Origin of the sequence: Pectobacterium carotovorum (assembly GCF_900129615.1) — a bacterium.
Lineage (GTDB): Bacteria > Pseudomonadota > Gammaproteobacteria > Enterobacterales > Enterobacteriaceae > Pectobacterium > Pectobacterium carotovorum.
Window position 1 is genome coordinate 1 of sequence record NZ_FQWI01000001.1, and the last position, 23,513, is coordinate 23,513.

At 53.1% G+C, this 23,513-nt stretch carries 22 protein-coding genes; 7 read left to right on the forward strand and 15 right to left on the reverse strand.

The features are described 5' to 3' along the window. Positions 1 to 180: hypothetical protein (locus tag BUB06_RS22190; RefSeq protein WP_214607466.1), on the forward strand; the 180-nt coding region annotated here is incomplete at its 5' end. A 51-nt stretch (positions 181 to 231) separates the two neighbouring features. Here BUB06_RS22190 and artJ (BUB06_RS00010) read toward each other — a convergent pair. The 5 genes from artJ (BUB06_RS00010) to artP form a co-directional block, all read right to left on the reverse strand. Continuing rightward, on the reverse strand, positions 232 to 963 hold the full coding sequence (artJ, locus tag BUB06_RS00010; protein ID WP_039472654.1) for an arginine ABC transporter substrate-binding protein: 732 nt from the start codon (positions 961 to 963) through the stop codon (positions 232 to 234). A gap of 328 nt (positions 964 to 1,291) precedes the next feature. Beyond that, on the reverse strand, positions 1,292 to 1,960 hold the full coding sequence (gene artM / locus BUB06_RS00015) for an arginine ABC transporter permease ArtM (protein ID WP_010277266.1): 669 nt from the start codon (positions 1,958 to 1,960) through the stop codon (positions 1,292 to 1,294). Beyond that, positions 1,960 to 2,676 (reverse strand): arginine ABC transporter permease ArtQ, encoded by a 717-nt coding sequence (gene artQ, locus BUB06_RS00020; protein WP_015839956.1) that lies wholly within the window; start codon positions 2,674 to 2,676, stop codon positions 1,960 to 1,962. The genes artM and artQ overlap by 1 nt, the downstream gene beginning before the upstream one ends. 11 nt (positions 2,677 to 2,687) lie before the next feature. Continuing rightward, positions 2,688 to 3,419 carry an arginine ABC transporter substrate-binding protein gene (gene artJ, locus BUB06_RS00025; protein ID WP_039472655.1) on the reverse strand — a complete coding sequence of 244 codons (732 nt, stop codon included), beginning with the start codon at positions 3,417 to 3,419 and terminating at the stop codon, positions 2,688 to 2,690. Positions 3,420 to 3,439: 20 nt separating this feature from the next. Then, positions 3,440 to 4,168, reverse strand: a complete 729-nt coding sequence (gene artP / locus BUB06_RS00030) for an arginine ABC transporter ATP-binding protein ArtP (RefSeq protein WP_010306417.1) — start codon at positions 4,166 to 4,168, stop codon at positions 3,440 to 3,442. 229 nt (positions 4,169 to 4,397) lie between these two features. Between artP and BUB06_RS00035 the strand changes: the two genes are divergently transcribed. Together BUB06_RS00035 and BUB06_RS00040 are read left to right on the forward strand one after the other, a co-directional pair. Then, positions 4,398 to 4,721 (forward strand): heavy metal-binding domain-containing protein, encoded by a 324-nt coding sequence (locus BUB06_RS00035; protein WP_010306414.1) that lies wholly within the window; start codon positions 4,398 to 4,400, stop codon positions 4,719 to 4,721. A 54-nt stretch (positions 4,722 to 4,775) separates the two neighbouring features. Beyond that, a complete protein-coding gene (locus tag BUB06_RS00040; RefSeq protein ID WP_039472657.1) occupies positions 4,776 to 5,603 on the forward strand; it encodes an N-acetylmuramoyl-L-alanine amidase in 828 nt (275 codons plus the stop codon). Here BUB06_RS00040 and BUB06_RS00045 read toward each other — a convergent pair. The 4 genes from BUB06_RS00045 to BUB06_RS00060 form a co-directional block, all read right to left on the reverse strand. Continuing rightward, positions 5,600 to 7,036 carry a DUF2867 domain-containing protein gene (locus tag BUB06_RS00045; protein ID WP_039472658.1) on the reverse strand — a complete coding sequence of 479 codons (1,437 nt, stop codon included), beginning with the start codon at positions 7,034 to 7,036 and terminating at the stop codon, positions 5,600 to 5,602. The genes BUB06_RS00040 and BUB06_RS00045 overlap by 4 nt on opposite strands. A gap of 201 nt (positions 7,037 to 7,237) precedes the next feature. Then, positions 7,238 to 8,263 (reverse strand): NADH oxidoreductase, encoded by a 1,026-nt coding sequence (gene hcr, locus BUB06_RS00050; RefSeq protein ID WP_039472659.1) that lies wholly within the window; start codon positions 8,261 to 8,263, stop codon positions 7,238 to 7,240. A gap of 139 nt (positions 8,264 to 8,402) precedes the next feature. Further along, entirely contained in the window at positions 8,403 to 10,055 is a 1,653-nt protein-coding gene (gene hcp, locus BUB06_RS00055; RefSeq protein WP_039472660.1) for a hydroxylamine reductase, read from the reverse strand. Between the two features lie 188 nt (positions 10,056 to 10,243). Continuing rightward, complete coding sequence (locus BUB06_RS00060; RefSeq protein ID WP_039472661.1) at positions 10,244 to 11,143, reverse strand: LysO family transporter; 900 nt, start codon at positions 11,141 to 11,143, stop codon at positions 10,244 to 10,246. A 341-nt stretch (positions 11,144 to 11,484) separates the two neighbouring features. On the opposite strand from BUB06_RS00060, the gene BUB06_RS00065 reads away from it, so the two are divergent. Continuing rightward, entirely contained in the window at positions 11,485 to 13,149 is a 1,665-nt protein-coding gene (locus tag BUB06_RS00065) for an ATP-dependent endonuclease (protein WP_039472662.1), read from the forward strand. 117 nt (positions 13,150 to 13,266) lie between these two features. On the opposite strand, the gene cspD is transcribed toward BUB06_RS00065, so the two are convergent. Then, complete coding sequence (gene cspD, locus BUB06_RS00070) at positions 13,267 to 13,488, reverse strand: cold shock-like protein CspD (RefSeq protein WP_010277240.1); 222 nt, start codon at positions 13,486 to 13,488, stop codon at positions 13,267 to 13,269. A 422-nt stretch (positions 13,489 to 13,910) separates the two neighbouring features. On the opposite strand from cspD, the gene clpS reads away from it, so the two are divergent. The 3 genes from clpS (at position 13,911) to BUB06_RS00090 (ending at position 17,249) form a co-directional block, all read left to right on the forward strand. Next, the gene (gene clpS / locus BUB06_RS00080) at positions 13,911 to 14,231 is read left to right on the forward strand and encodes an ATP-dependent Clp protease adapter ClpS (RefSeq protein WP_010306375.1); all 321 of its coding nucleotides are present in this window, start codon (positions 13,911 to 13,913) and stop codon (positions 14,229 to 14,231) included. A gap of 29 nt (positions 14,232 to 14,260) precedes the next feature. Continuing rightward, entirely contained in the window at positions 14,261 to 16,534 is a 2,274-nt protein-coding gene (clpA, locus tag BUB06_RS00085; protein WP_010306371.1) for an ATP-dependent Clp protease ATP-binding subunit ClpA, read from the forward strand. Between the two features lie 235 nt (positions 16,535 to 16,769). Beyond that, complete coding sequence (locus BUB06_RS00090; RefSeq protein WP_039472663.1) at positions 16,770 to 17,249, forward strand: carboxymuconolactone decarboxylase family protein; 480 nt, start codon at positions 16,770 to 16,772, stop codon at positions 17,247 to 17,249. Here BUB06_RS00090 and pdxR read toward each other — a convergent pair whose 3' ends face one another. The 5 genes from pdxR to cydD form a co-directional block, all read right to left on the reverse strand. Next, a complete protein-coding gene (gene pdxR / locus BUB06_RS00095) occupies positions 17,250 to 18,695 on the reverse strand; it encodes a MocR-like pyridoxine biosynthesis transcription factor PdxR (RefSeq protein WP_039472664.1) in 1,446 nt (481 codons plus the stop codon). 137 nt (positions 18,696 to 18,832) lie between these two features. Beyond that, a complete protein-coding gene (gene infA, locus BUB06_RS00100; protein WP_002211347.1) occupies positions 18,833 to 19,051 on the reverse strand; it encodes a translation initiation factor IF-1 in 219 nt (72 codons plus the stop codon). A gap of 113 nt (positions 19,052 to 19,164) precedes the next feature. Then, a complete protein-coding gene (aat, locus tag BUB06_RS00105; RefSeq protein ID WP_039472665.1) occupies positions 19,165 to 19,869 on the reverse strand; it encodes a leucyl/phenylalanyl-tRNA--protein transferase in 705 nt (234 codons plus the stop codon). Positions 19,870 to 19,902: 33 nt separating this feature from the next. Continuing rightward, positions 19,903 to 21,624 (reverse strand): heme ABC transporter ATP-binding protein/permease CydC, encoded by a 1,722-nt coding sequence (gene cydC, locus BUB06_RS00110; RefSeq protein WP_010308113.1) that lies wholly within the window; start codon positions 21,622 to 21,624, stop codon positions 19,903 to 19,905. A gap of 17 nt (positions 21,625 to 21,641) precedes the next feature. Then, positions 21,642 to 23,408: a heme ABC transporter permease/ATP-binding protein CydD gene (cydD, locus tag BUB06_RS00115; RefSeq protein ID WP_039472666.1), complete on the reverse strand. Its 1,767-nt coding sequence runs from the start codon at positions 23,406 to 23,408 to the stop codon at positions 21,642 to 21,644. Between the last annotated feature and the right edge of the window lie 105 nt (positions 23,409 to 23,513).

The window sequence follows — 23,513 nt, forward strand, 5'->3', positions numbered from 1 at the left end:
AAACTCAATCGCAAGGTTGATAGCCTTAGCGCGCCTTTGAAGCTCACTCTGTTTCATGTAGTGATAGCTAATCACTACGTGAGAAAGATACAAGCGCTCCTTGTCGGGCGTGTGATGAAATTACAGAAGAATAGAGCAATTAACACGCACGAAACCTTTGGACTATCTGACATGGAATAGTGGAAGCGTTCAATAACGCGGTGTATCACACCGCGTTAAGCTAAGTGGATCTTATTGCGGGAACCACTTGTCGTTAATGGTTTTGTAAGTGCCGTCAGCTTTGATGGCATCCAGCGCTTTATTTAACTTCTCCAGCAGTGCTTTGTCATCGGGGCGAACGGCGATGCCCAGTCCGGTGCCGAAGTATTCTGCGTCAGTCACATGTTCGCCAACCGTTGCCAGTTCAGGGGTCGTCTTGATCCACTCGTTGACGACAGCGGTATCACCGAATACGCCATCAATACGGCCATTCTTCAGATCCAGCACCGCGTTCTGATAGCTGTCATAAGAAACGGTTTGTACTTCCGGATGCTTGTCGTGCATGTATTTCTGGTGCGTCGTGCCGTTTTCCATCCCGATACGTTTGCCTTTCATCGCGGCAAAGTCGCTGAATTTCCCTTTCTGCGCGATAACTACGGCGGAGTTGGCATAGTAAGGCTGCGTGAACGCGACCTGCTTGCTGCGCTCTGGCGTGATGTCCATACCAGAAATCACTGCGTCATAGCGGCGGAATTTCAGCGCAGGGATCAGGCTGTCAAACGCCTGATTGGTGAACGTACAAGTCGCTTGCATTTGCTTACACAGCGCTTTCGCCAGATCCATATCGAAACCGACGATTTCGTTACTGGCATCCAGTGACTCAAATGGCGGGTAGGTGGCTGATGACGCAAAACGGATGGTGTCTGCGGCGGTGGCGCTGAAGGCGATTCCTGCCAGTAACGTGGCGAGCACTAATTTTTTCATTACCTACTCCTGTCTGTTTTTCTTATAGTTCATACCCGTCATACTTCAAGTTGCATGTGCGTTGGCTGCGTTCACGCACCCGAATCACTTACTTATGTAAGCTCATCGGGATGCCTTCTCTTGCCGCCTTCCTGAAACTCGAATTATTTAGGGTATGAATATATGTGCGGAAGGATTCCGACGTCATGGCGATTACCATGCCATTGATTGAATTTATATGCAATTAAAATGATTAATGAGTCGATTTATTGCATGTTTTTACATCAGCACGCCATAAAAAAAGCAGGCTATCAAAGCCTGCTTTCTAAGTGGATAAATGCGATAAGGATTAATTACGGCGTTCGAATGCCAGCGAACGACGCTCGACCCAGCGCATCAGCAGCGTCAGTAACCCGTTGACGCACAGGTAGATAATCCCAGCGGCACCAAACACCATCACATCATACGTCCGACCGTACATTAGTTGGCTGTAGCCCATGACTTCCATCAGCGTGATGGTGTAAGCCAGTGAGGTACTCTTAAACACCAACACCACTTCATTTGAATAAGAAGACAGCGCGCGTTTAAACGCAAACGGCAGCAAAATACGTAATGTTTGCTTCTGATCCATGCCCAACGCTGCACAGGATTGCCACTGTCCGGCGGGAATCGCTTTTACCGCACCATAGAACAGCTGCGTAGTATACGCTGCACTATTGAGCGCCAGCGCCACCATCGCACATAGCCACGGCTGCGAAAGCAGGTTCCACAGCCAGGGGATTTGCTGGATAGAGGTAAACTGTCCGGGTCCATAGTAAATCAGGAAGATTTGCACCAGCAGCGGCGTACCGGTAAACAGCGTAATGTAGCCTTTAGCCAACAGCGATATGACCGGCGTTTTGAGCGTCAGTACGACAGTCAGCAGCAGTGATAACACCAGCGCTACGACGATGGAAACGGCAGTTAAGGTCAGGCTGGTATGCAGGCCTTTTACTAGCTCAGGTAAATAAGCGAGCATCAGGAAGGCCTCCGCTCAAAACGCGTGGTGCGCAGTTCAATGCGTTTCAGCACATACTGACTTAACAGCGTAATAATCAAATAGATCGCCGCCGCGACAACGTACCAGGTGAAGGGCTCCTGCGTTCGTGTCGCAATACTTTTGGTTTGCAGCATTAAATCGTTCACGCTGATCAGCGACACCAGCGCGGTATCTTTTAGCAATACCAGCCACTGATTACCTAACCCCGGCAGGGCGTGACGCCACATTTGCGGCATGATCAGACGGAAAAAGATCGCGGATTTACTGAGTCCCAATGCCTGACCCGATTCCCATTGCCCTTGCGGGACGGCTTTCAGCGCGCCGCGCAGCGTTTGGGAAGCGTAAGCCGCATACAGCAGCGCCAGCGCAATCACGCCGCACAGGAATGGGCTGATTTCAAACATGCCGATATCCAGTTTTACCGGAATCTGCACGATGAAGAGATTCAGAGTAAAACCGTCTGCCAGCATCATCAGCAGTTGAGAAGAGCCGAAATAGATGAACAGCACGACCAGAATTTCTGGCAGGCCGCGCAACAGCGTCACGACGGCGGTTCCCGTCCAGCTAACGGCTTTCCAGCGGACAGTTTCCCAAACGGCAAACAGCATCGCCAGCACGAGGCCGAGCACCAGTGCACAAACGGCAAGGCCGACGGTCATCCCGGCGGCGCTTGCAAGAGGTTGAAATTCAATCATTGAGCGTCAGATTACTGCTGGAACCATTTTTTGTAGATGGTCTCGTAAGTACCATCCTGCTTGATTTTGTTGAGCGCAGTGTCGAATTTCTTCAGCAACTCATCATTGTTCTGGCGCACAGCGATGCCCAGACCGATACCGAAGTAACCTTTATCCGTCACTTTCTGCCCAACGGTTGCCAGCGCATCGTTCTGTTTCAGCCATTCGTTAACCACGGCGGTATCACCGAACACGGCATCCAGACGACCATTTTTCAGATCCAGCACGGCATTCTGGTAGCTGTCGTAAGGCACGGTTTTGATATCGCTATGCTTTTCCATCAGGTATTTCTGGTGGGTGGTGCCATTCTGTACGCCAACGCGCTTGCCTGTCAGCGCGGCGATATCGGCAACTTTCCCTTTCTGGGCAATAAACTGAGCGGAGTTATCGTAGTAAGGCTGAGTGAATGACACCTGCTGCTGGCGTTCCGGCGTAATATCCATTCCCGCGATGACCGCTTCAAAACGACGGAATTTCAGGCCTGGGATCAGACTGTCGAAGGCCTGATTGCTGAACGTACAGGTCGCCTGCATTTCTTTGCACAGCGCATTGGCCAGATCGATATCAAAACCTTGGATCTGGTTATTGGCATCGACAAATTCGAACGGAGGGTAGGACGCTTCGGTCGCGAAACGGATGGTATCTGCGGCGTTAGCAGAGGCGGCACCAACGGCGAATAAGGCTGCAACAATCAATTTTTTCATTATCATTTTCCTGATAGTAATCAATGTGACAAATAACCAGCGAATTCAGGCGTCTGCGGCTGGGTAAAGTGCGTCGCATCCCCTTGTTCAACGATACGGCCGTTCTCCATGTAAACCACACGGCTAGCCGTTTTACGGGCAAATTCAACTTCGTGGGTCACAATCACCTGCGTAATGCCAGTTTCTGCCAATTCACGGATGATGTTGACGACCTGAGCGGTAATTTCTGGATCCAGCGCGGCAGTGGGTTCATCAAATAGCAGAACCTGAGGTTCCATCATCAGCGCACGGGCAATCGCGACACGCTGTTGCTGTCCGCCAGAAAGATGAAGAGGGAAGCGATCGGCAAAGTCATTGAGGCGCAAACGCGTGAGCAACTTGTCCGCCCGCGCTTTCGCTTCTTCTTTACTCAGCCCCAGCACGCGGCAGGGCGCTTCGATAAGATTCTGCACCACGGTCAAATGCGGCCACAAATTATATTGCTGGAACACCATTCCGACGTTCTGACGCAATTCACGGATCGCGCCGTCGGATGGCGTGCGCTGAAAATCAAACTGATTACCGGCGATGGAAAGCTTGCCAGAACGCGGCATTTCCAACAGATTAAGAACGCGTATCAGCGAGCTCTTTCCCGCACCGCTGGGACCAAGGAGCACGAGCGTTTCACCCGCAGGACAATCGAGGGTGATATCAAATAGCGCCTGGTATGCGCCGTAGAAACAGTTAATGCCGTTTAGTTGAATACTCATGCGTAAGAATTGAATAGACATTGATGCGGCGAATGTTAACGTCGGCAGAATAGTTATGCAATCACCGTGGGTTAAAATTTGCCAATAAGCGATTTGTTGGTTAAATAATAGCACAAAATAGCGGCTTACAATCTGGGCGCTTGCTTTCTGATCGCGGGTGCTAACAGTACCGCCGACTTATATTTACGTGTACTTAACATCTATTAGAAAAGCAGTGAAAGGAGACGACATGCAATTATCCACCACGCCAAGTCTGGAAGGTTTCACCATCACTGAATATTGTGGCGTCGTGACCGGCGAAGCCATCCTGGGCGCGAACATCTTCCGGGACTTTTTTGCCAGCATCCGCGATGTCGTTGGCGGCCGGTCTGGTGCCTATGAGAAGGAGCTACGTAAGGCGCGGCAGATTGCGTTCAAAGAGTTACAAGAACAGGCCGAAGATTTAGGGGCGAACGCCATTGTAGGCATCGATCTTGACTATGAAACCGTCGGGAAGGACGGCAGCATGCTGATGGTGACCGTGAGCGGTACCGCGGTAAAAGTTCGCCGCTAGCAGGTTAAAGCATAAAAGTATCTGGCGGAAAATAAGCACAATAGTGGAATAACAATGTTGAAATGGATGGTCTGCATAGCGCTGGGACTGTTGGCGGGTTGCCAATCAGCCTCCTCGTTGAAAGAACAGAATAATTATGTGCTGGAGACCGCAGTGCAGTCGCGGGCGCAGGAGTCCCGTATCCGCTTTCTGGTGATTCACTATACGGCGGAAGACTTTGCCACCTCGCTGAATATTCTGACGGATGAGCATGTCAGCGCCCATTACCTGATTCCAGCACGTCCACCTTTGCAGCGCGGCAAGCCGCTTGCCTGGCAATTGGTGCCGGAATCTCAATCTGCCTGGCATGCGGGAGCCAGTAGCTGGCGCGGATTTAGTCGACTGAATAATTCTTCGATTGGTATTGAGATCGAAAATGCGGGCTATCAGCGCACGCTAACAGGCTATACGTGGGAGTCGTTTACCGCCTCGCAGATTCAGCTCGTGACTGCGATCGCCCGCGATATTGTCGACCGCTACCAGATTGCCCCGCAGAACGTGGTGGCACACAGCGATATTGCTCCACAGCGCAAACAAGACCCTGGGCCGCTGTTCCCCTGGCAGGCGCTGGCGCAAGCAGGCATTGGTGCCTGGCCGGATGCGCAGCGGGTAGCATTTTATTTGAACGGACGACCGACGATGCAGCCGGTGGATGAAGCGGTTCTGCTGGAAAAGCTGGGGCGCTATGGCTACTCGGTGCAAGACACGATGACTGCGCGTGAGAAGCGGCAGGTGATCGCCGCTTTCCAGATGCATTTCCGCCCTGAGAACTATCAAGGCCAGCCCGATGCGCAGAGTGAAGCGATTGTCGACGCGCTGCTGGAGAAATACGGCAGCCGCTAAACCGTTTCCTTCTCTGCCAGTTTCGCAATACGCGCCGCCATACCACGGAAGATAAACAGGTGAGCGGGCATCATTAGGAACCAGTAGACCAGCCCGTTGAACCCGGAAGGGTGCCAGCGGGCGCGGACATCCACGGTTCGGTGAGTGCCTTTGTCCGTGATGGTAAAGTTGAGTTTACCCAGCCCCGGCGCTTTCATGCCGAATAGCAGCACCAACTGACGCTGTGGCTTGATTGAGATAACCTTCCAGCCGTCAATCTTGTCGCCCACTTCCAGCGTCGGACGCTCGGGGCGTCCATAAGTGACGCCGTTGCTGCAGAGATCGTCCAGCCGGGCACGGATATTCCACAGCGTATTCGCGTAAAAATAGCCTTCTTTCCCGCCGACCTGCTGGATGACCTGCCAGAGCGCCTGACTGGAAGCGGGCGTCTCCATCGTATGACCCGCCTGTTTAGGGTAAAAGCCGTAATTGGGCTTCCAGCGCGCGCGAACCTCGGTGTCATCGCCCCAGTCCGCCTGCTGTACGCTCTCCATTTCGCTTTGCAGAGTGAGGCGCACGGCGTCATCAAAGCTCATCAGCGTTTGTGGGATTAATGCCTGCAATTCGCTGCCATCGGCCTGTAAATCGTGTTTTAGCCCCTGAATGAGGGCGCGGGCGATGGAGGGAGGAACCGAGGTCACCAGATGCAAGAACCAGACAGACACCAGATGCGTCGGCATGGGAACGGGGATCAGCAAGCGGCGCTTGCCGCTGATCTGAATGAAACGCTCGAACATGGTCTGGTAGCTGATGTATTCGGGGCCTGCGGCATCCATGATGCGGTTTTCTGTCGCGGGATGCTGCGCGATGCCGATCAGATACACCAGCAGGTTTTCCAGTGCAATGGGGGACGATTTAGAACGCACCCAGCGCGGCGGCGTCAGTATCGGCAGGTTATAGACCATATCGCGCATGATCTCGAACGCCGCCGAACCGGTACCGATAATAATGCCCGCACGCAGTTCTGTGACGGGAATACCGCTGCTGCGTAAAACATCTCCCGTGATCTGGCGTGCCTGCATATGCGGCGAGGTATCGTCTTTCGCCTGAAGCGATCCCAGATAAATAATCTGTTTTACGTTGCTGGAGGCCAGTGCCAACAACAGATTCATGGCGGTCATTCGTTCTCTTGCGACGAAGTCCGCACCGTCACCCATGCTGTGCACCAGATAATAGAGTGTTTCCGCTCCCCACAGACCATCAAGCAGGCTTTCTGGCTTAGCGAGATCAACCTGTTGGCAATCAACGCCCGGCCAATTCCGTGACGCGAGGGATTCGGTATTCCGACCGGCAGCGATGACTCGGTTGCCTTGTTTGCTCAATCGTTCGGTTAAATGGCGGCCAATATAGCCAGTTGCGCCCAGAATCAGGATCGGGGCTGAGGGGGATGTCATGTGCCAGCGGCTCCACAGCAAAATATAACCATGGCTTACTATAATCGCGAAAAGGCAAATCGGGAAAAGACAAATCGGGAAAGGGCAAAAAGCGATGAAAAGTATGAGGTTAATGCTCGCCTGAAACCAAGCGTAATTTAACTCTGCCTACCTGCCCGATAGCCGAGGCTACCGAGCAGAAGGGGGTAAAACGCGGGCGTATCAGGCCAGAACGGTGTCGCCTTGCAGCTGGCAACTACAGGCCAAAACATAGCCCTGTTCGATCTCGGCTGGTGTTAGCGTCATGGTACTGCTGGTGGTGTAATTACCGGATAGCACGCGGGTTTTGCAGCTTCCGCAAACACCGGCACGGCAGGCAGCGACAACCGGCACCTTATTGGCTTCCAACGCGGCCAGCAGACTGATACCTACCGGAACGCGCAGATTTTTCAGCGGGCGACTGATGGTCAGCGTGAGCTGATCGGCGTCTTCATCCAGTACTTCATCTGCCGGGCGGAACTGTTCTTTGAAGATGCGGTTTGAGGCAACGCCAAGCTGCTGACTCAGGGTTTCAATCTGGTTCATATACGGTGCCGGGCCGCAGGTCATCACGGTGCGGCTGGCGATATCCGGCACGTGTTCGATCAGTAGGTCGCCGCTGATGCGTCCAGAGAGGAAGCCGGGCGCAGCGTCAAATTCTGCCATCAGCGTCAGATGCAGCTGTTGTGGATAGCGCTGCACCAGATCCTGCCATTCTTTGGCGAAGATCACCTGTAGCGGATTGCGCACGTTGAAAATAACGTGGATATCGGTTTGTGATTTGTTTGCCAGCAGCCAGCGGCACATCGACATAATCGGCGTGACACCGCAGCCTGCTGCCGCCATCAGGTAGCGATCGCTGACGGCGTTGGCGCAGGTAAACTCGCCCTGTGCATCGGACAGCCACAGATAATCACCGACTTTCAGCGCCTGGGTCAGCCAGCGTGAGCCGACACCGTCGTCGAGCCTTCTTACCGTCAACGTGATAAAACGGCTGAGGCCCGGTGAAGACGAAATCGTATAAGCCCGTAGCGTCTCCGCGCTGTTGGCAATGCTGACTAACGCATACTGACCCGGCTGATACGGATAAAAATCATGATTAACCAGTGAAATCGTCCAGACATCAGGCGTTTCCTGAGTAATCGAGTGTACCTGCATGCGGTTAGAGCAAAGCGGTGTCGGCCCAATCTGTAGTGCGGGCATGGTCATAATCAATCTCCATAACAAACGGGTACGGTGAAGCGTGTAAAAATGGCAGCCCATAAGACCGTGGGCTTAGCGTGAGGCATCAATGCCGACACCTCACGCTGCGTGACGAGGAACGCGCTCCTCCGTCCGCATTGATTCATCAAGCGGCCAGAATGGTGTTCATGTCCTGTTCAACGGTGGTAATCGCCCGCATACCGAATTTGTCGTTCAGAATGGCAAGCAGGTTGTCCGTCAGGAAGCCCGGAGCCGTCGGCCCGGTGTAGATATTCTTCACGCCGAGGGACAGCAGGGTGAGCAGGATGACAATCGCTTTCTGTTCAAACCAGGACAGCACCAGACTCAGCGGCAGGTCGTTCACGCCACAGCCCAATTTTTCTGCCAGTTTCACGGCCAGAATAATTGCCGCGTAGGCGTCATTACATTGGCCGACATCCAGCAGACGTGGCAGGCCTTCCAGCGTACCGAAGTCCAGTTTGTTGAAACGGTATTTACCGCAGGCCAGCGTCATGATCAGGCAGTCTTGCGGAACGTTCAGCGTAAAGTCAGTGAAGTAGCTACGTTCTTCACGGCTACCGTCACATCCGCCAACCAGGAAGACGTGACGCAGTTTTTTCTGTGCAACCAGATCGATGACGGTATCAGCGGCGCTCAGCAGCGTTTCACGACCAAAGCCGACGGTGATCATGTGCTCGATTTCGCTGTATGGGAAACCAGCCAGACCCTGTGCCTGTTCGATAACCGGGCTGAAATCGTCGCCTTCCAGATGGTTCACGCCCGGCCAGCCAACGATGCTGCGCGTCCAGATGCGGTCGCCATAGTTACCCACATTTGGATCGATAATGCAGTTCGAAGTCATGACGATCGCGCCAGGGAATTTGGCAAACTCAGTCTGCTGGTTCTGCCAACCGCTGCCGTAGTTGCCTGCCAGATGCTTGAATTTTTTCAGCTCTGGATAACCGTGTGCAGGCAGCATTTCGCCGTGGGTATAAATATTCACGCCAGTGCCTTCGGTTTGCTCCAGCAGCATGCGCAGATCTTTCAGGTCATGACCGGAAATCAGAATCGCTTTACCCGCAATTGGGCGGACGTTAACGGAGGTTGGCTGTGGATGACCGTAAGCATGGGTTTCGCCATGGTCGAGGATCGCCATAACGTTGAAGTTCATTTTACCGATGCCCATCGCGTTGTTCAGCAGGGTGTCAACATCGGATGGCTGCGTGCCCAGCCATGCCATGAAGGCATGATATTCGGCATAAATCGCGTTGTCATACTGGCCGAGAACGTGGGCGTGTTCCATGTAGGCCGCCGCGCCTTTCAGGCCGTAAAGGTTGAGCATGCGCAAGCCGTGAACGTCGTCACCCACGCTGGCTTTATCGCTGTCCAGCGCAAAATCCGCTGCCTGTTGCAGCAAGGTCGGAATATCGTTGCCAGCCAGTTGCAGGGCTGCCATTGGGTGATCCACGGTCGCGGTGGCATCGTGCAGACGGCAGCGAACAGCCAGAGACTCACGCAGTGTAATGGCTTCCTGTGCGTAGCCAATAATGCGTTGGGAATCGAAGTTAACGTTGGTCAACGTCGAGAAGAAGGCGCGTGGCGCAAAGTTGTCGACATCGTGATCGATGATGTCTAATTCGCGCGCTTTCAGCGCCCAGGCAGAAAGCCCTTGCAGCACAGCAACCAGCAGGTCTTGCAGATCGGAGGTTTCTGCGGTTTTGCCGCACATGCCCTGCGCGTAAGAGCAGCCGTTTCCAACAGGGGTACGAATCGTTTGTTCACATTGCACACAAAACATAATGACTTCCTTTTTTAAGTTGCATTTTAAATGCTTGTTTAAAGCATAGTGTTAGCCGAGGCAGGTAAAAAGGCTTTTTTACTGCAACTTTAGGTAAATTTGATTTAGCGCAAGTTTGGTGATGGGCAATGAAAATCACTCTCAATCACAGCCCATAAACGAGGGGGAAAACGGCGTTTAGTGTGCGCTTATGAAGAAAATAGCGCCATCAATATTGGTGCCGCGAGGCTTAATAAGAAACCGTGTACGATAGCCGCAGGCACGACGTCGATACCCGCGCTGCGCTGCAAAACGGGCAGCGTGAAATCCATCGAGGTTGCACCGCAAAGGCCTAATGCACAGGAGCGATTCCGCTGTGCCAACACGGGAACCAGCATAATCGCCAGTAGCTCGCGAGTCAGATCGTTGAAAAACGCAGTACTGCCGATGACGGGCCCGAGGGCATCGGTTAGCAGAATGCCTGACAGCGAATACCATCCATAGCCGGATGCCATCGCCAGACCGGTTTTCAGCGGCAGACCCAGAATCCACGCAGCCAGCAGGCCGCCACCGAGCGCACTGATACCGACGATGAGCGCGATGACCAGACCGCGACGGTTTAATACGATTTGGCGCAGCGTCATCCCGCTGTTACGCAGTTGAACGCCCACCAGAAAAAGCAGGAAAATCAGGGCATACTCGCTGCCTTTGCTGGCGTAGGTGAATCCCGGCCATTGCGTTAAGCCCAGCAAAAAACCACCGAATACCACGCCACAGAGTTTGAACGATTCAAGGATCATTCGCAGTCTGGACGGCGGAGTCGCGTCTTTGTACTTGCTACGCCATGCGCTGCGTTTTTCCCACAGCCACAGGGCAATGCCGTTTGCCGCGACAATACAGAAGGCGAAGACGGCAGTGTAGCGGAAGATCAGTAACAAATTGCTGCTGAGATTTTCCAGAAAAGCCAGGCTGATGCCCATCAAAAACAGAATAACGTACACCATCCAACTCAGCAGTTGGTTAATCAGCTGTAATCCTTTTTTGCCGCGCAGCGGTACCAGATAGCCAATGATGAGCGGTAATAAAATAATTAATAATCCTGAATACATCACAGAATTGATGTCCTTACGCGAGAAAAACGGCGCTAACCCGTATTTTAGGAGTGGCTGGGGTTGCCGTTGTTAAACCATGAGGCTTTTCTTCTTCAGTTCTACCCCGATAGATATCGACACGGCGGAAACACAAACCGTTCGTTAACAACATCGTCATTAACAATATTGTCATTAACAACATCGTGGGATTCATCGGCTACACTTGGCGGGAAGAAAAACGATAATCTATTAAAATTAAACAAATTATCGGGGTGAGTAAAGCGCTGTCTGGCAGGATATTCTATACGGTGAGCGTTTTTGCAGCAGAAACTCGCAGGCCGCTGCTACAGGAGAGAAGGATGCATCTGGAAAGTATTGAAATCCTAGGGTTTCGGGGAATCAATCGTCTGTCGCTGACGCTGGACGAGAACAATGTACTGATTGGTGAGAATGCCTGGGGGAAATCAAGCCTGCTGGATGCGCTCTCGCTGCTGCTGGCACCGACATTGCCGCTTTATCATTTTGATATGCAGGATTTTCACTTCACGCCGGGGGATGAAAATAGCCGGGAAAAGCATCTTCAGGTTATTTTCACGTTTTGCGAAACGGCACCCGGCCATCATCTATCCCCTCGCTACCGTTCACTAAGCTCCGTTTGGATAGAGGGAAATGAGTCGCTCTACCGCGTTTTTTATCGGCTGGAAGGTGAAGTGGACGAAAGCCAGTCGGTTTTCACCTGGCGCAGCTTTCTGGACGCTGACGGGCACCCGATACCGCTGGATGACATTGATGAACTGGCCAGAGAGATTATCCGCCTGCACCCGGTGCTGCGGCTGCGAGACGCGCGTTTTATGCGGCGCCTGCGTTCCGGGACGCTGGCCGCGACGTTAGATAACAGCAATGAAAAGCTGGCTCAGCAGTTTGAGCAACTGATGCGGGAACTGGTGCAAAATCCGCAGAAGCTGACGGATAAAGAGTTGCGCCAGGGGTTAGTGGCGATGCGGCAACTGCTGGAGCACTATTTTTCCGAGCAAAGCGCCACGGATAATGACCGACGCCATCATCGGCATGCGCGAACGCACAACGGTAAATCGTGGCGATCGCTGGACAACATCAACCGTCTGATTGCTGACCCGAATAGCCGCAGTCGCCGAATTATCCTGCTGGAATTGTTTTCTACGTTGTTACAGGCGAAAGGATCGGTGGCGTTGGATCCCCATGCGCGTCCGCTCTTACTGATTGAAGACCCCGAAACCCGGCTGCACCCGATTATGCTATCGGTCGCCTGGGGGCTTTTGGTGCAGTTGCCACTCCAGAAGATCACAACCACGAATTCAGGCGAGCTACTGTCGCTGGTGCCGATGGAGCAGGTGTGCCGTCTGGTGCGGGAGTCTTCACGGGTGGCGACATATCGCATTGGTCGTCAGGGCATGAACGCAGAAGATAGCCGACGCATTGCGTTTCACATTCGTCTGAATCGACCTGCATCACTTTTTGCCCGCTGTTGGCTGCTGGTGGAAGGGGAAACCGAAGTCTGGATGCTGAATGAACTGGCGCGCCAATGTGGACATCATTTTGAGGCGGAAGGGGTGAAAGTGATTGAGTTTGCCCAGTCCGGGCTCCGGCCATTACTGAGATTCGCACGGCGTATGGGGATTGAATGGCATGTGTTGGTCGATGGCGACGACGCGGGGAAGAAATATGCCGCGACGGCGAAAAGCATGTTAACTGCACAGGATGAGAGCGAGCGCGATCATTTGACCGTCTTGCCCGCATCGGACATGGAACACTACATGTATCGTGAGGGATTCAGTCACGTTTATCACCGCATCGCGCAACTGCCGGAGAAAGTGCCGCTCTCGATGCATAAAATCATCATCAAGGCTATCCATCGTTCATCCAAGCCCGATCTGGCGATTGAAGTGGCGATGGAAGCTGCGGCGATGGGCAGCGATGCCATCCCTCCGCTTATTCGCAGCATGTTCTCTCGCGTGTTGTGGCTGGCTCGCGGGCGTGCGGATTAACGGTATCGACCAATAAAAAAATGCCGTTCGATATGACGAACGGCATTTTGTCGCATTATAGTCGTTTTACTGTTTAGCGTAGCGTGTTCTGAGTAGACGTGTAGGGTGTAGCAGGGGTCAGGATGCGGCCTCGGCGACTTGCGGGACGATCAGGCAGGCATGATTGCCTTTCGGCCCTTGATGAACATCAAACCTGACAACCTGTCCGGCTTTCAGAGTCCGGTAGCCATCCATTTGAATAGTTGAGTAGTGCGCGAAGATATCGTCACCGCCCCCTTCTGGACAGATAAAACCAAACCCTTTGGCATTATTGAACCATTTAACAGTACCTGTCTCCATGCATTGACATCCTTCGCAAGAGTATTCTTTTCAGTAAGGTGTGGTTATTTGGTTACTACGAATACGAATTGATTAAAACCCCATCAATTCATCCGTACACTTTAGTGAAATCGATCCCGGCGTCAAGCGATCCACCGTGCGGTGAGGAGGGCAGTTTGCCAAAGTTTGATGCAGATAACGCTATTGATGAATCCACGATCGCGTTGCGTCATCAAGATATCGGTTACAGGCCTTGAATTTTGCTTTCCGGGAACCATTTAATCCCTCAGGTGGTAAAATAAAAAGCAGACGTGCTACTGTAAATGTAGAGATACCCGTCATCTTTCAAGTCGCAGGCGCTCATTTCCTGCTTCTCGGATCTATTAGGAATAAACAGACCAATGTCGTGAGTCGCGATATTCGTTGCATGATGTGGATAGATAATGGGAAACAACAGTACGTGGTCACAATCTGAGAACCTGACCACTGATAAACAGAAAGAAAAATTGCAGCCGCCTTCCATGTATAACGTGGTGTTGAATAACGATGATTACACCCCGATGGAATTTGTTATTGACGTTCTGCAAAAGTTCTTTTCTTATGATATTGAACGTGCCACGCAGCTTATGTTAACTGTGCATTATCAGGGTAAAGCGATTTGTGGCGTATTCAGCGCTGAAGTGGCTGAGACCAAGGTCGTACAAGTCAATCGTTATGCCAGAGAAAACGAGCACCCGCTGCTCTGTACGCTGGAAAAAGCCTGAAGTCAGGCGATTTATTGGGAGAGGTGCCTATGCTCAATCAAGAACTGGAACTCAGTCTCAACATGGCTTTCGCCAGAGCGCGTGAGCACCGACACGAGTTTATGACCGTGGAGCACCTGCTGTTGGCTCTGCTCAGTAACCCAGCCGCCCGTGAAGCATTGGAAGCCTGCACGGTAGATTTAGCCGCGCTGCGTCAGGAACTGGAAGCGTTCATTGAGCAAACCACACCAACATTACCGCAGAGTGACGACGAGCGCGAAACGCAACCCACGCTCAGCTTCCAGCGCGTACTCCAACGTGCCGTCTTCCACGTGCAGTCCTCCGGCCGCAGCGAAGTGTCCGGCGCCAACGTCTTGGTCGCCATTTTTAGCGAACAGGAATCACAGGCCGCCTACCTGCTGCGCAAGCATGACGTCAGCCGTCTGGATGTGGTGAACTTTATTTCTCACGGCACGCGTAAAGAAGAATCCGATCAGGCACCAAACCCTGAAAGTCCCGTCAATGAAGAACAGGCAGGAGGGGAAGACCGTATGGAAAACTTCACCACCAATCTGAATCAACTGGCTCGCGTTGGCGGTATCGATCCGCTTATTGGCCGGGATAAGGAACTGGAGCGCACGATTCAGGTATTGTGCCGTCGCCGTAAAAATAACCCGCTGCTGGTCGGTGAATCCGGCGTTGGTAAAACCGCGATTGCTGAAGGGCTGGCCTGGCGTATTGTGCAGGGCGATGTACCAGAAGTGATGGCGGAGTGCACCCTGTACTCGCTGGACATCGGCGCGCTGCTGGCAGGCACCAAATACCGTGGTGATTTTGAAAAACGCTTCAAGGCGCTTTTGAAGCAGTTGGAGCAGGATAAAAACAGTATTCTGTTCATTGATGAAATTCACACGATTATCGGCGCTGGCGCGGCGTCTGGCGGCCAGGTTGATGCGGCTAATCTGATTAAACCGCTGCTTTCCAGCGGCAAGATTCGCGTTATCGGCTCGACCACCTATCAGGAATTCAGCAATATCTTTGAAAAGGATCGGGCGCTGGCGCGTCGTTTCCAGAAAATCGATATCACTGAACCGAGCGTGGAAGAAACCATACAAATCATTAATGGTCTGAAGCCGAAATATGAGGCTCACCATGATGTTCGCTATACGTCGAAAGCGGTCCGTGCCGCGGTAGAGCTGGCCGTGAAATACATTAATGACCGTCACCTGCCGGATAAAGCGATTGATGTGATCGATGAGGCCGGTGCGCGCAGCCGTCTGATGCCGGTCAGCAAACGTAAGAAAACGGTCAATGTGAGTGACATCGAATCGGTTGTCGCTCGTATCGCCCGTATTCCAGAAAAAACCGTCTCCGCCAGCGATCGCGATGTGCTGAAAAATCTCAGCGACCGCTTGAAAATGCTGGTGTTTGGGCAGGACAAAGCAATCGAAGCGCTGTCTGAGTCTATTAAGATGAGCCGTGCAGGGCTGGGTCAGGAGCGTAAGCCGGTCGGTTCCTTCCTGTTTGCCGGTCCTACCGGTGTCGGTAAGACGGAAGTGACGTTACAGCTGGCCAAAGCGCTGGATATTGAACTGCTGCGCTTTGATATGTCCGAATACATGGAACGCCATACGGTTAGCCGCTTGATTGGTGCGCCTCCCGGCTATGTGGGCTACGATCAGGGCGGCCTGCTGACAGATGCGGTGATTAAGCATCCTCATGCGGTGCTGCTGTTGGATGAGATCGAAAAAGCGCATCCTGACGTCTTTAACCTGCTGTTGCAGGTGATGGATAACGGTACGTTGACGGACAACAATGGCCGTAAAGCGGATTTCCGCAATGTCATTGTCGTCATGACCACCAACGCGGGCGTGCGGGAAACACAGCGTAAATCCATCGGCATCATCCATCAGGACAACAGTACTGATGCGATGGAAGAAATTAAGAAGGTGTTTACGCCGGAGTTCCGTAACCGTCTGGACGGCATTATCTGGTTCAACCATCTGTCGACCGATGTCATTCAGCAGGTTGTCGATAAGTTTATCGTAGAACTTCAGGCGCAGTTGGATGCGAAAGGTGTGTCGCTGGAAGTGAGCGATGAAGCGCGCGACTGGCTGGCAGAGAAAGGCTATGACAAGGCGATGGGTGCACGACCAATGGCACGCGTGATGCAGGAAAGCCTCAAGAAACCGCTGGCCAACGAACTGCTGTTTGGTTCGCTGGTGGACGGGGGTTCTGTGACGGTGGAACTGGATAAAGAAACGCAACAGCTGACGTATGGCTTCGTGAGTGCGCAGAAGCGAAAAGCAGAAAGCGTTAATTAGTCAATATCGTGTGTTATCTAAGAGGGATGCTGAGGCATCCCTTTTTTATTGGGTCGCCGACCGCTTTGGGTGCGCTATTTCGCATCATGGCCCAGTTAAAAGTACGATTCTTGGATCTTTTCGGATAGGCCAAGATTTTGCACAATCATGACTACCGAGTAGTCGGCCCTGTGCGTTGTCGCAGGCGTGTGGCTGTCTCTCTTCTCTTCCATCCTATCTCGTTTTGGAGTTCACTATGAGCCAACGTCTTGATTACTACAGCAAGTCTCCCGATGCCGCTAAAAAGTATCTGGAGTTCAATAATATTCTGCACAAGAAACCGTTTCTGGCTGAAATAGGCCATCTGGTTACGCTACGCGCTTCTCAACTTAACGGCTGTGCATTTTGCGTTGATATGCACGTTAAAGAAGCCAAGATTAATGGGGAGCGCGAGCTACGCCTGCACCACGTGGCTGTCTGGCGTGAATCACCGCTTTTCTCCTCGCGCGAGCGTGCTGCGCTGGAGTGGACAGAAGTGCTGACTCATCTTCCGCCTCACGGTGTGCCTGACGAGGTATTTACGCGCGTTCGTGAACAGCTGTCAGAAGAAGATCTGGCTGACTTATCTTTCATGATTATTGCAATTAATGGCTGGAATCGTCTGGGCGTCGCGTTTCAGGTCGTTCCCGGCTCCGCAGATAAACTGTACGGCCTGGAAAAAGCCAATCTGAGCTAATTAGCTCCCGTGCTGTTCAAGCTCGGCAAGGATCAACGTGGCAAGCCGCTCTGGTTCTGCCATCGTGGCGCAGTTGGTGAAACTGGCGAGTAGTGCGTTGTCACCGTTTCCTGATACAGCCCAACGTGATAGCGGTTGGACGGCAATCCCCTGAGCCAGCAAGCGGTCGGCAAGCAGCCGATCGTTTATGTTATCCGGCAGGCGTAACACTAAATGCATGCCGCCCGGCTGCGCGTCGATGTGTATACGATCGCCTAAAATACCTTGTAGCGATGTGATGGTAGCGGTGCGGCGCTCGGCGTAAAGGCGTCGTGTACGCTGAATGTGCCGGGCAAAATGGCCTTCAGCGATGAAGCTGGCAACGATAGACTGCGTCATGGTTGGTGATGCGGAAGCGAAGAAAATTCGGCTGATGTGTTCAAAGGTGGCAATCTGCGCCTGCGGTACAACCAAATAAGCCAACCGAATCCCCGGAAATAACACCTTGCTGAAGGTGCCCGCATACAGAACCCGCCCATTGCGATCCAGACTGGCGAGCGCTGGGAGCGGGCGACTGACGTAACGATATTCCCCATCATAATCATCCTCCACTACCCAGGCGTTCTGCTCGGTTGCCCACTGCAATAATGCCTGTCGCCGAGGGAGCGATAACGACATCGACAAGGGACTTTGATGTGCGGGAGTGACAACGGCCATACTGGCGTCATTCGCCAGCGCAATGCCGCGCTCCACGTTAAGTCCTTCGCGATCGACGGTTATCGGAACCGGGCATAAGCCAGATTGTGATAGCAACTGGCGAGTGGGGGGATAGCCGGGATCTTCAACCCAGACGCGCTGCCCGGATTTCAGCAAGGCTAGCGCTGCGAGTTGCAAATTAGCGCGCCAACCTGAGGTGATGAATACCTGATTTGCAGTACAGTCAATGCCACGTGCCACTTGCAGATAAGAGGCGATAGCGTTTCTTAGCGCTGGCAAGCCATAAGGTGCAGGGTAATCCCAATCCGGTAATTGCATGCTGCGAAGATAGCGTGCGCCCAGTCTAGCCCAGAGTTTGCGGGGAAAGGCATCAAAAGCGGGAACTCCCATTTGAAAGGGCAACAGTTGCGATGGACGCCACAGTATGTTCTGTTCATCATCTGGCGCTGAGGGGGATATAGTCGCATCGGTAACGGGCGTTGGCGCTAAGGGTAAATCGGGATTCACAAGCGTTCCTGCTTGCCCGCGTGCCTGAAGATAACCTTCGGCAATCAGCAACGAGTAGGCCTGTTCTATTGTTCCGCGTGCGACGCCGAGCTCTTTTGCAAGCATACGTGCGGAAGGCAGACGGTCACCCGGAGATAATAGGCCTACGCTGATAGCCCGACGCACCCGCTCGTAAAGCTGGCGATAAAGCGGCGTACCTTCCTGAAAGGAAAGGGGGAAAAATAGGGGAGAGTCAGGCTTCATAGGCGGAATCCATGACGAGCAGGCTGTTGACCTTAAAACGGTTGCTCCCCAAAAACAAAAGCCCTTGCCATGAAGGGAAGGGCTGGGGAGGGAGTCACATCCTCATATATCGCTAATAATAGCGATGAGCGAACCGGTTAACGGCTGCGGAAGACAATGCGGCCTTTACTCAGGTCGTACGGGGTTAACTCTACAGTGACTTTGTCACCCGTCAGGATGCGGATATAGTTTTTACGCATTTTACCGGAGATATGAGCGGTAACCACGTGCCCGTTTTCCAATTCAACGCGGAACATGGTGTTGGGCAGCGTATCAAGCACGGTGCCTTGCATTTCAATATTGTCTTCTTTGGCCATCGAATCCTCTAGGTCTAACTACCTTTATTTTTTAACCGCAAGATAATGCCGAAAAACCGACATTATGTAAAGAAGCGTTCACGTTTGGGGCGTTATTTACACGGTTTCCTCTATCACCATGTCGGTTCGGCGAGCTGTTGTGGTAGCCAACAACCGTCATCGACGGCAATATCCTGCCACTGGAAAAGCAGTTGCAGAAAGCGGTCGCGGGGAATTTCACTTACGCCCAGTGACGCCGTATGGGAATTTAACACCTGACAATCAATCAAATGACCGCCGTGGCGAATAAAATGGTGCTGGAACGCCAGCAGTGCATATTTTGAGGCGTTATCCATGCGGCTGAACATTGATTCACCGCAAAATAATCGCCCTTGTTCAATACCATATAACCCACCAACCAGTGCGCCATTGTGCCACACTTCGACGGAATGTGCTTTCCCAACCTGATGAAGCTGGCGATAAGCTGAAATTATGTCTGGCGTAATCCAGGTGCCATCATGATGTTCGTGCGCGCAGGCGTGGATGACATCATCAAATGCCTGATTGAGCGTGGCATGAAAAGTATGACGTTTTAGGAATTTTTTCATGCTGCGGCTGAGATGGAATTCACCGGGAAAGAGAACCGCACGCGGATTCGGAGACCACCATAAGATAGGTTCACCGGGGGAGTACCAAGGGAAAATGCCCTGTCGGTAAGCCGCTTTCAGTCTGGCAACGGAGAGATCGCCGCCAACGGCCAGCAGGCCGTTGGGGTCATCCAGCGCATGATTCGGATCAGGAAACTGAAGTGATTGAGACGATAGCTGGTATAGGCGCATATTTTTCAAAGGTTGTGTTTCACTGAAATTGCCTTAAACGTGTTGGCGGAATTGCCAATAACGACCTTGCTGTGCCATTAAAGCCTGATGGCTGCCCTGTTCGATCACTTTGCCATCGTCCAAAATACAGATGCGATCCATCGATTCTAAGCCGTATAGCCGATGAGTGATGACGATCAGCGTCTTATCGGCACAGTGCTGGCGGAGCAGTTGCAGGATACGCTTTTCGGTTTCTGCATCCAACCCTTCAGTAGGCTCATCCAATAGAACGAGCGGTGCGTCGTGTAATAAGGCACGTGCCAACGCGATACGGCGCTGCTCGCCACCGGACAGCTGTCGACCGCCTTCTCCCAGCCAGGCATTCAGCCCTTCGTTTTCCAGCAGTTTTTCTAACCCAACTTGCTGTAATACCTCGGCCAGTTTTTCATCTCGTGCAGTCGGTGCTGCTAGCAGTAGGTTATCACGCAGCGTGGCGCTGAAAATATGCACGCGTTGTGGCACCACGCTCATCATGGCGCGGAGATCTTCTTCTCGCCAGTCGGCAAGGGGGTGACCATTCAGCGTAATGTCTCCGTATTCACAGTTCCATGCCCGAGTCAGCAATTGTAATAGCGTCGATTTCCCGCATCCGGTACGCCCCAGCAGCGCCAGATGCTCGCCCGGCTGAATGGAAAGAGTAATATTCTGTAGCACGGGCTGGGGTTGACCGGGATACGTGAAACCGACATGTGAGATGTCTAGCGCCGCCTCACGCGAGGTTTCTGGCCCATGCTCTGGGAACGTGACGTCAACGGGCTGGCGAATGATTTGATCGACCCGAGCCGCGGAGGCAATCACTTGTCCCATATGCTGGAAGGCCACCGTGACGGGAGCCAGCGCTTCGAAGGCGGCAAGCGAGGCGAACACAAACAGCGCAATCAATGCACCGGGCTGCGGATTACCACCAACGCCATTGGCTGCCAGCCACAGAATCAAAGTAACGGTCAGTCCGCTGCATAAAATCATCACCGCCTGAGACAGGCCGGTAAGGTTGGCCTGCTGACGCTGGCGACGCAGCCAGTTGATTTCCACCAGAGCCAACTGCTGACGGACGCGACTGAGTGCGCCGAAGACGGTGAGTTCCGCCTGACCTTGCAGCCAGGTCGTGAGCTGAAGGCGGTATTGTGCACGCAGCGCGGTCAAATCCTGCCCGATGCCGTTTCCTGCCCGATAAAAGATAATCGGCAGGCACAGTAGCAGTACTAGCATAATGGCACCCAGCGTCAGAGCCAGTGAGGCATCAATGAAGCTCAGGCCGTAACAGACGATAAGAATGACGGCGAATGCGCTGACGATGGGGGAAATCACGCGAAGATAGAGGTGGTCGAGCGTATCGACGTCCGCCACCAGCCGGTTTAGCAGTTCAGCCTGGCGAAATTGTGCCAGTCCACCCGGAGAGAGCGGCAGAATGCGAGAAAAAGTGAAAACACGTAAGCGCAGCAAAACGCGGAAGGTGGCATCGTGACTGACAACTCTTTCCCCGTAGCGCCCGGCCGTACGGGCGATAGCCGCACCCCGCACGCCAGCGGCGGGCAACATATAGTTAAAGGTGAGCAGCCCGACGATCCCCGCCAGCGCAGCACCCGCCAGAAACCAGCCGGATAAGGCGAGTAGACCAATGCTGGCCAGCAACGTAGCAATGGCCAAGACCACGCCCAGACTCAAATACCAGAAGTGCTGACGATAAAGTGCCAGAAACGGTTTTAATACCTGCATCGTTTTCATCTGAGCCATTACAGCGCCTCCTGTCGTTGTGCCAGTAGCGTCGCGAAGGGACCCGCTTCGGCTCGGAGTGTTTGATAATCACCCTGTTGAACTAACTGAGCGCTGTCCATTACCCAGATCGCGTCATACTCGGCGATCTCGGTGAGCTGATGCGTGACCAGCAGTGTGGTCTGTGAACGTGCCGCGTCGTTCAGCGCCGTCATAACCAGCTCCTCACTATGAGCATCCAGGCTGGCTGACGGTTCATCCAGCAGCAGTAAGTTGCAAGGGTGAATGAGCGCACGAGCAACGGCGACGCGCTGTGCCTGCCCGACAGAAAGGCGTGCCGCACCGTCACCGACTGTCGTTTCCAGTCCTTGCGGGAGCTGCGGTAAAAATTCATGTACATACGCGCGCTCAATCGCATACTGCAATTCCAAGGGACTGGCCTGCGGGTTACCCAGTAGAATATTGCTGCGTAGCGTCTGTTCCGGCAAGTGAGGGTTTTGCCCGACCCAGCTTAACTGCTTACGCCATGATTCAGGCGTTAGCGTGTTCAATGCCTGACCGTTAACGGTGAGTGAACCGCGATAGGGCAGGAATCCCAGCAGGACATTCAGTAGTGAGCTTTTTCCTGCTCCGCTGAGACCGACCAGTGCGATGCGTTCACCTGCGCGAATATCGAACGTCAACGGTTGGGTCAGCGGTGTGCCATTTGGCGCGAGGACAACCAGGTTTTCCGCCCGGATAGTAATGGCGCTATCGCTGCTGAATTCTTGTGTGCCAAAGCCGACCGTCTCGCCTTCCTCTGACAGAAAAGTCACCAGCGATTCTGCTGCGCCGATAGCCTGAGCCTTGGCATGATAGAAGGTGCCCAAATCGCGTAAAGGCTGAAAGAATTCTGGAGCCAGAATCAATACGAGAAAGCCGGCGAAGAGCGTCACGCCCATGCCGTAATGACCAAAATCCAGTTCCCCGAGATAAGAGAAACCGAAATAGACGGCGACAACAGCGATTGAAATGGAGGCGAAAAACTCCAGCACGCCCGAAGAGAGAAACGCCATACGCAGCACTTCCATCGTGCGACTACGGAAATCCTCGGAAGCATGACGGATTTGTTCGGTTTCAGCCTTGCCACGATGGAACAGACGTAGCGTTTCCATCCCGCGCAGGCGATCGAGGAAGTGTCCGCTCAGGCGCGCCAGCGCCAGAAAGTTACGTCGGTTGGCATCTGCCGCGCCCATGCCAACCAGCGCCATAAAAAGCGGGATGAGCGGAGCGGTTAGAAACAGAATCAGACCCGCAGCCCAGTTGAGCGGGAAAATCGTGATCAAGATAAGCAGCGGGATCAGCGCGGCAAGATACATCTGCGGCAGGTAGCGGGCGTAATAATCCTGCATGTCATCAACCTGCTCAAGAATCATCGTTGCCCAACTGCCCGCGGGTTTGCCCTGTACCCAGGCAGGGCCAAGCTGTTGCAATCTATCCAGTACCAGCTTACGAATTTGTTGTCGAACGGCTTGTCCGCAAAGAAAACCAACACGCTCGCGTAACACACTGTTGAGTGCGCGCAGAATAAATGTGGCAATCAGCAGAAGGAAAGGAGTGAGCAGGGATTCGCGCGTGGCATGCTCGATGATCAAGGCATGAAGCAGCGTCGCTAACAGCCAGGCTTGCGCCACGATTAACGCACCGCTCAGGAATCCAAGCAGTAGTGAAATCCGTAGCCAACGTTGCGCCAACTTACTCTGCTGTTTCAGCCAGGCGGTCAGTTCTTGCTGTCGGGTTTTTTTCATCAGGCACCAGTTCGTTATATTGCAGAAACGGGCTTAACAGAAAATAACTCTCATGTAACTGTTAGTTAACAAAATTATCTTCTATCACGCAGAATGAGGCCATGT

Coding starts and splice junctions, on each gene's coding strand:
- artJ (WP_039472654.1), bottom strand. CDS start 963: ATGAAAAAATTAGTGCTCGCCACGTTACTGGCAGGAATCGCCTTCAGC.
- artM (WP_010277266.1), bottom strand. CDS start 1,960: ATGCTCGCTTATTTACCTGAGCTAGTAAAAGGCCTGCATACCAGCCTG.
- artQ (WP_015839956.1), bottom strand. CDS start 2,676: ATGATTGAATTTCAACCTCTTGCAAGCGCCGCCGGGATGACCGTCGGC.
- artJ (WP_039472655.1), bottom strand. CDS start 3,419: ATGAAAAAATTGATTGTTGCAGCCTTATTCGCCGTTGGTGCCGCCTCT.
- artP (WP_010306417.1), bottom strand. CDS start 4,168: ATGAGTATTCAACTAAACGGCATTAACTGTTTCTACGGCGCATACCAG.
- BUB06_RS00035 (WP_010306414.1), top strand. CDS start 4,398: ATGCAATTATCCACCACGCCAAGTCTGGAAGGTTTCACCATCACTGAA.
- BUB06_RS00040 (WP_039472657.1), top strand. CDS start 4,776: ATGTTGAAATGGATGGTCTGCATAGCGCTGGGACTGTTGGCGGGTTGC.
- BUB06_RS00045 (WP_039472658.1), bottom strand. CDS start 7,036: ATGACATCCCCCTCAGCCCCGATCCTGATTCTGGGCGCAACTGGCTAT.
- hcr (WP_039472659.1), bottom strand. CDS start 8,263: ATGACCATGCCCGCACTACAGATTGGGCCGACACCGCTTTGCTCTAAC.
- hcp (WP_039472660.1), bottom strand. CDS start 10,055: ATGTTTTGTGTGCAATGTGAACAAACGATTCGTACCCCTGTTGGAAAC.
- BUB06_RS00060 (WP_039472661.1), bottom strand. CDS start 11,143: ATGTATTCAGGATTATTAATTATTTTATTACCGCTCATCATTGGCTAT.
- BUB06_RS00065 (WP_039472662.1), top strand. CDS start 11,485: ATGCATCTGGAAAGTATTGAAATCCTAGGGTTTCGGGGAATCAATCGT.
- cspD (WP_010277240.1), bottom strand. CDS start 13,488: ATGGAGACAGGTACTGTTAAATGGTTCAATAATGCCAAAGGGTTTGGT.
- clpS (WP_010306375.1), top strand. CDS start 13,911: ATGGGAAACAACAGTACGTGGTCACAATCTGAGAACCTGACCACTGAT.
- clpA (WP_010306371.1), top strand. CDS start 14,261: ATGCTCAATCAAGAACTGGAACTCAGTCTCAACATGGCTTTCGCCAGA.
- BUB06_RS00090 (WP_039472663.1), top strand. CDS start 16,770: ATGAGCCAACGTCTTGATTACTACAGCAAGTCTCCCGATGCCGCTAAA.
- pdxR (WP_039472664.1), bottom strand. CDS start 18,695: ATGAAGCCTGACTCTCCCCTATTTTTCCCCCTTTCCTTTCAGGAAGGT.
- infA (WP_002211347.1), bottom strand. CDS start 19,051: ATGGCCAAAGAAGACAATATTGAAATGCAAGGCACCGTGCTTGATACG.
- aat (WP_039472665.1), bottom strand. CDS start 19,869: ATGCGCCTATACCAGCTATCGTCTCAATCACTTCAGTTTCCTGATCCG.
- cydC (WP_010308113.1), bottom strand. CDS start 21,624: ATGCAGGTATTAAAACCGTTTCTGGCACTTTATCGTCAGCACTTCTGG.
- cydD (WP_039472666.1), bottom strand. CDS start 23,408: ATGAAAAAAACCCGACAGCAAGAACTGACCGCCTGGCTGAAACAGCAG.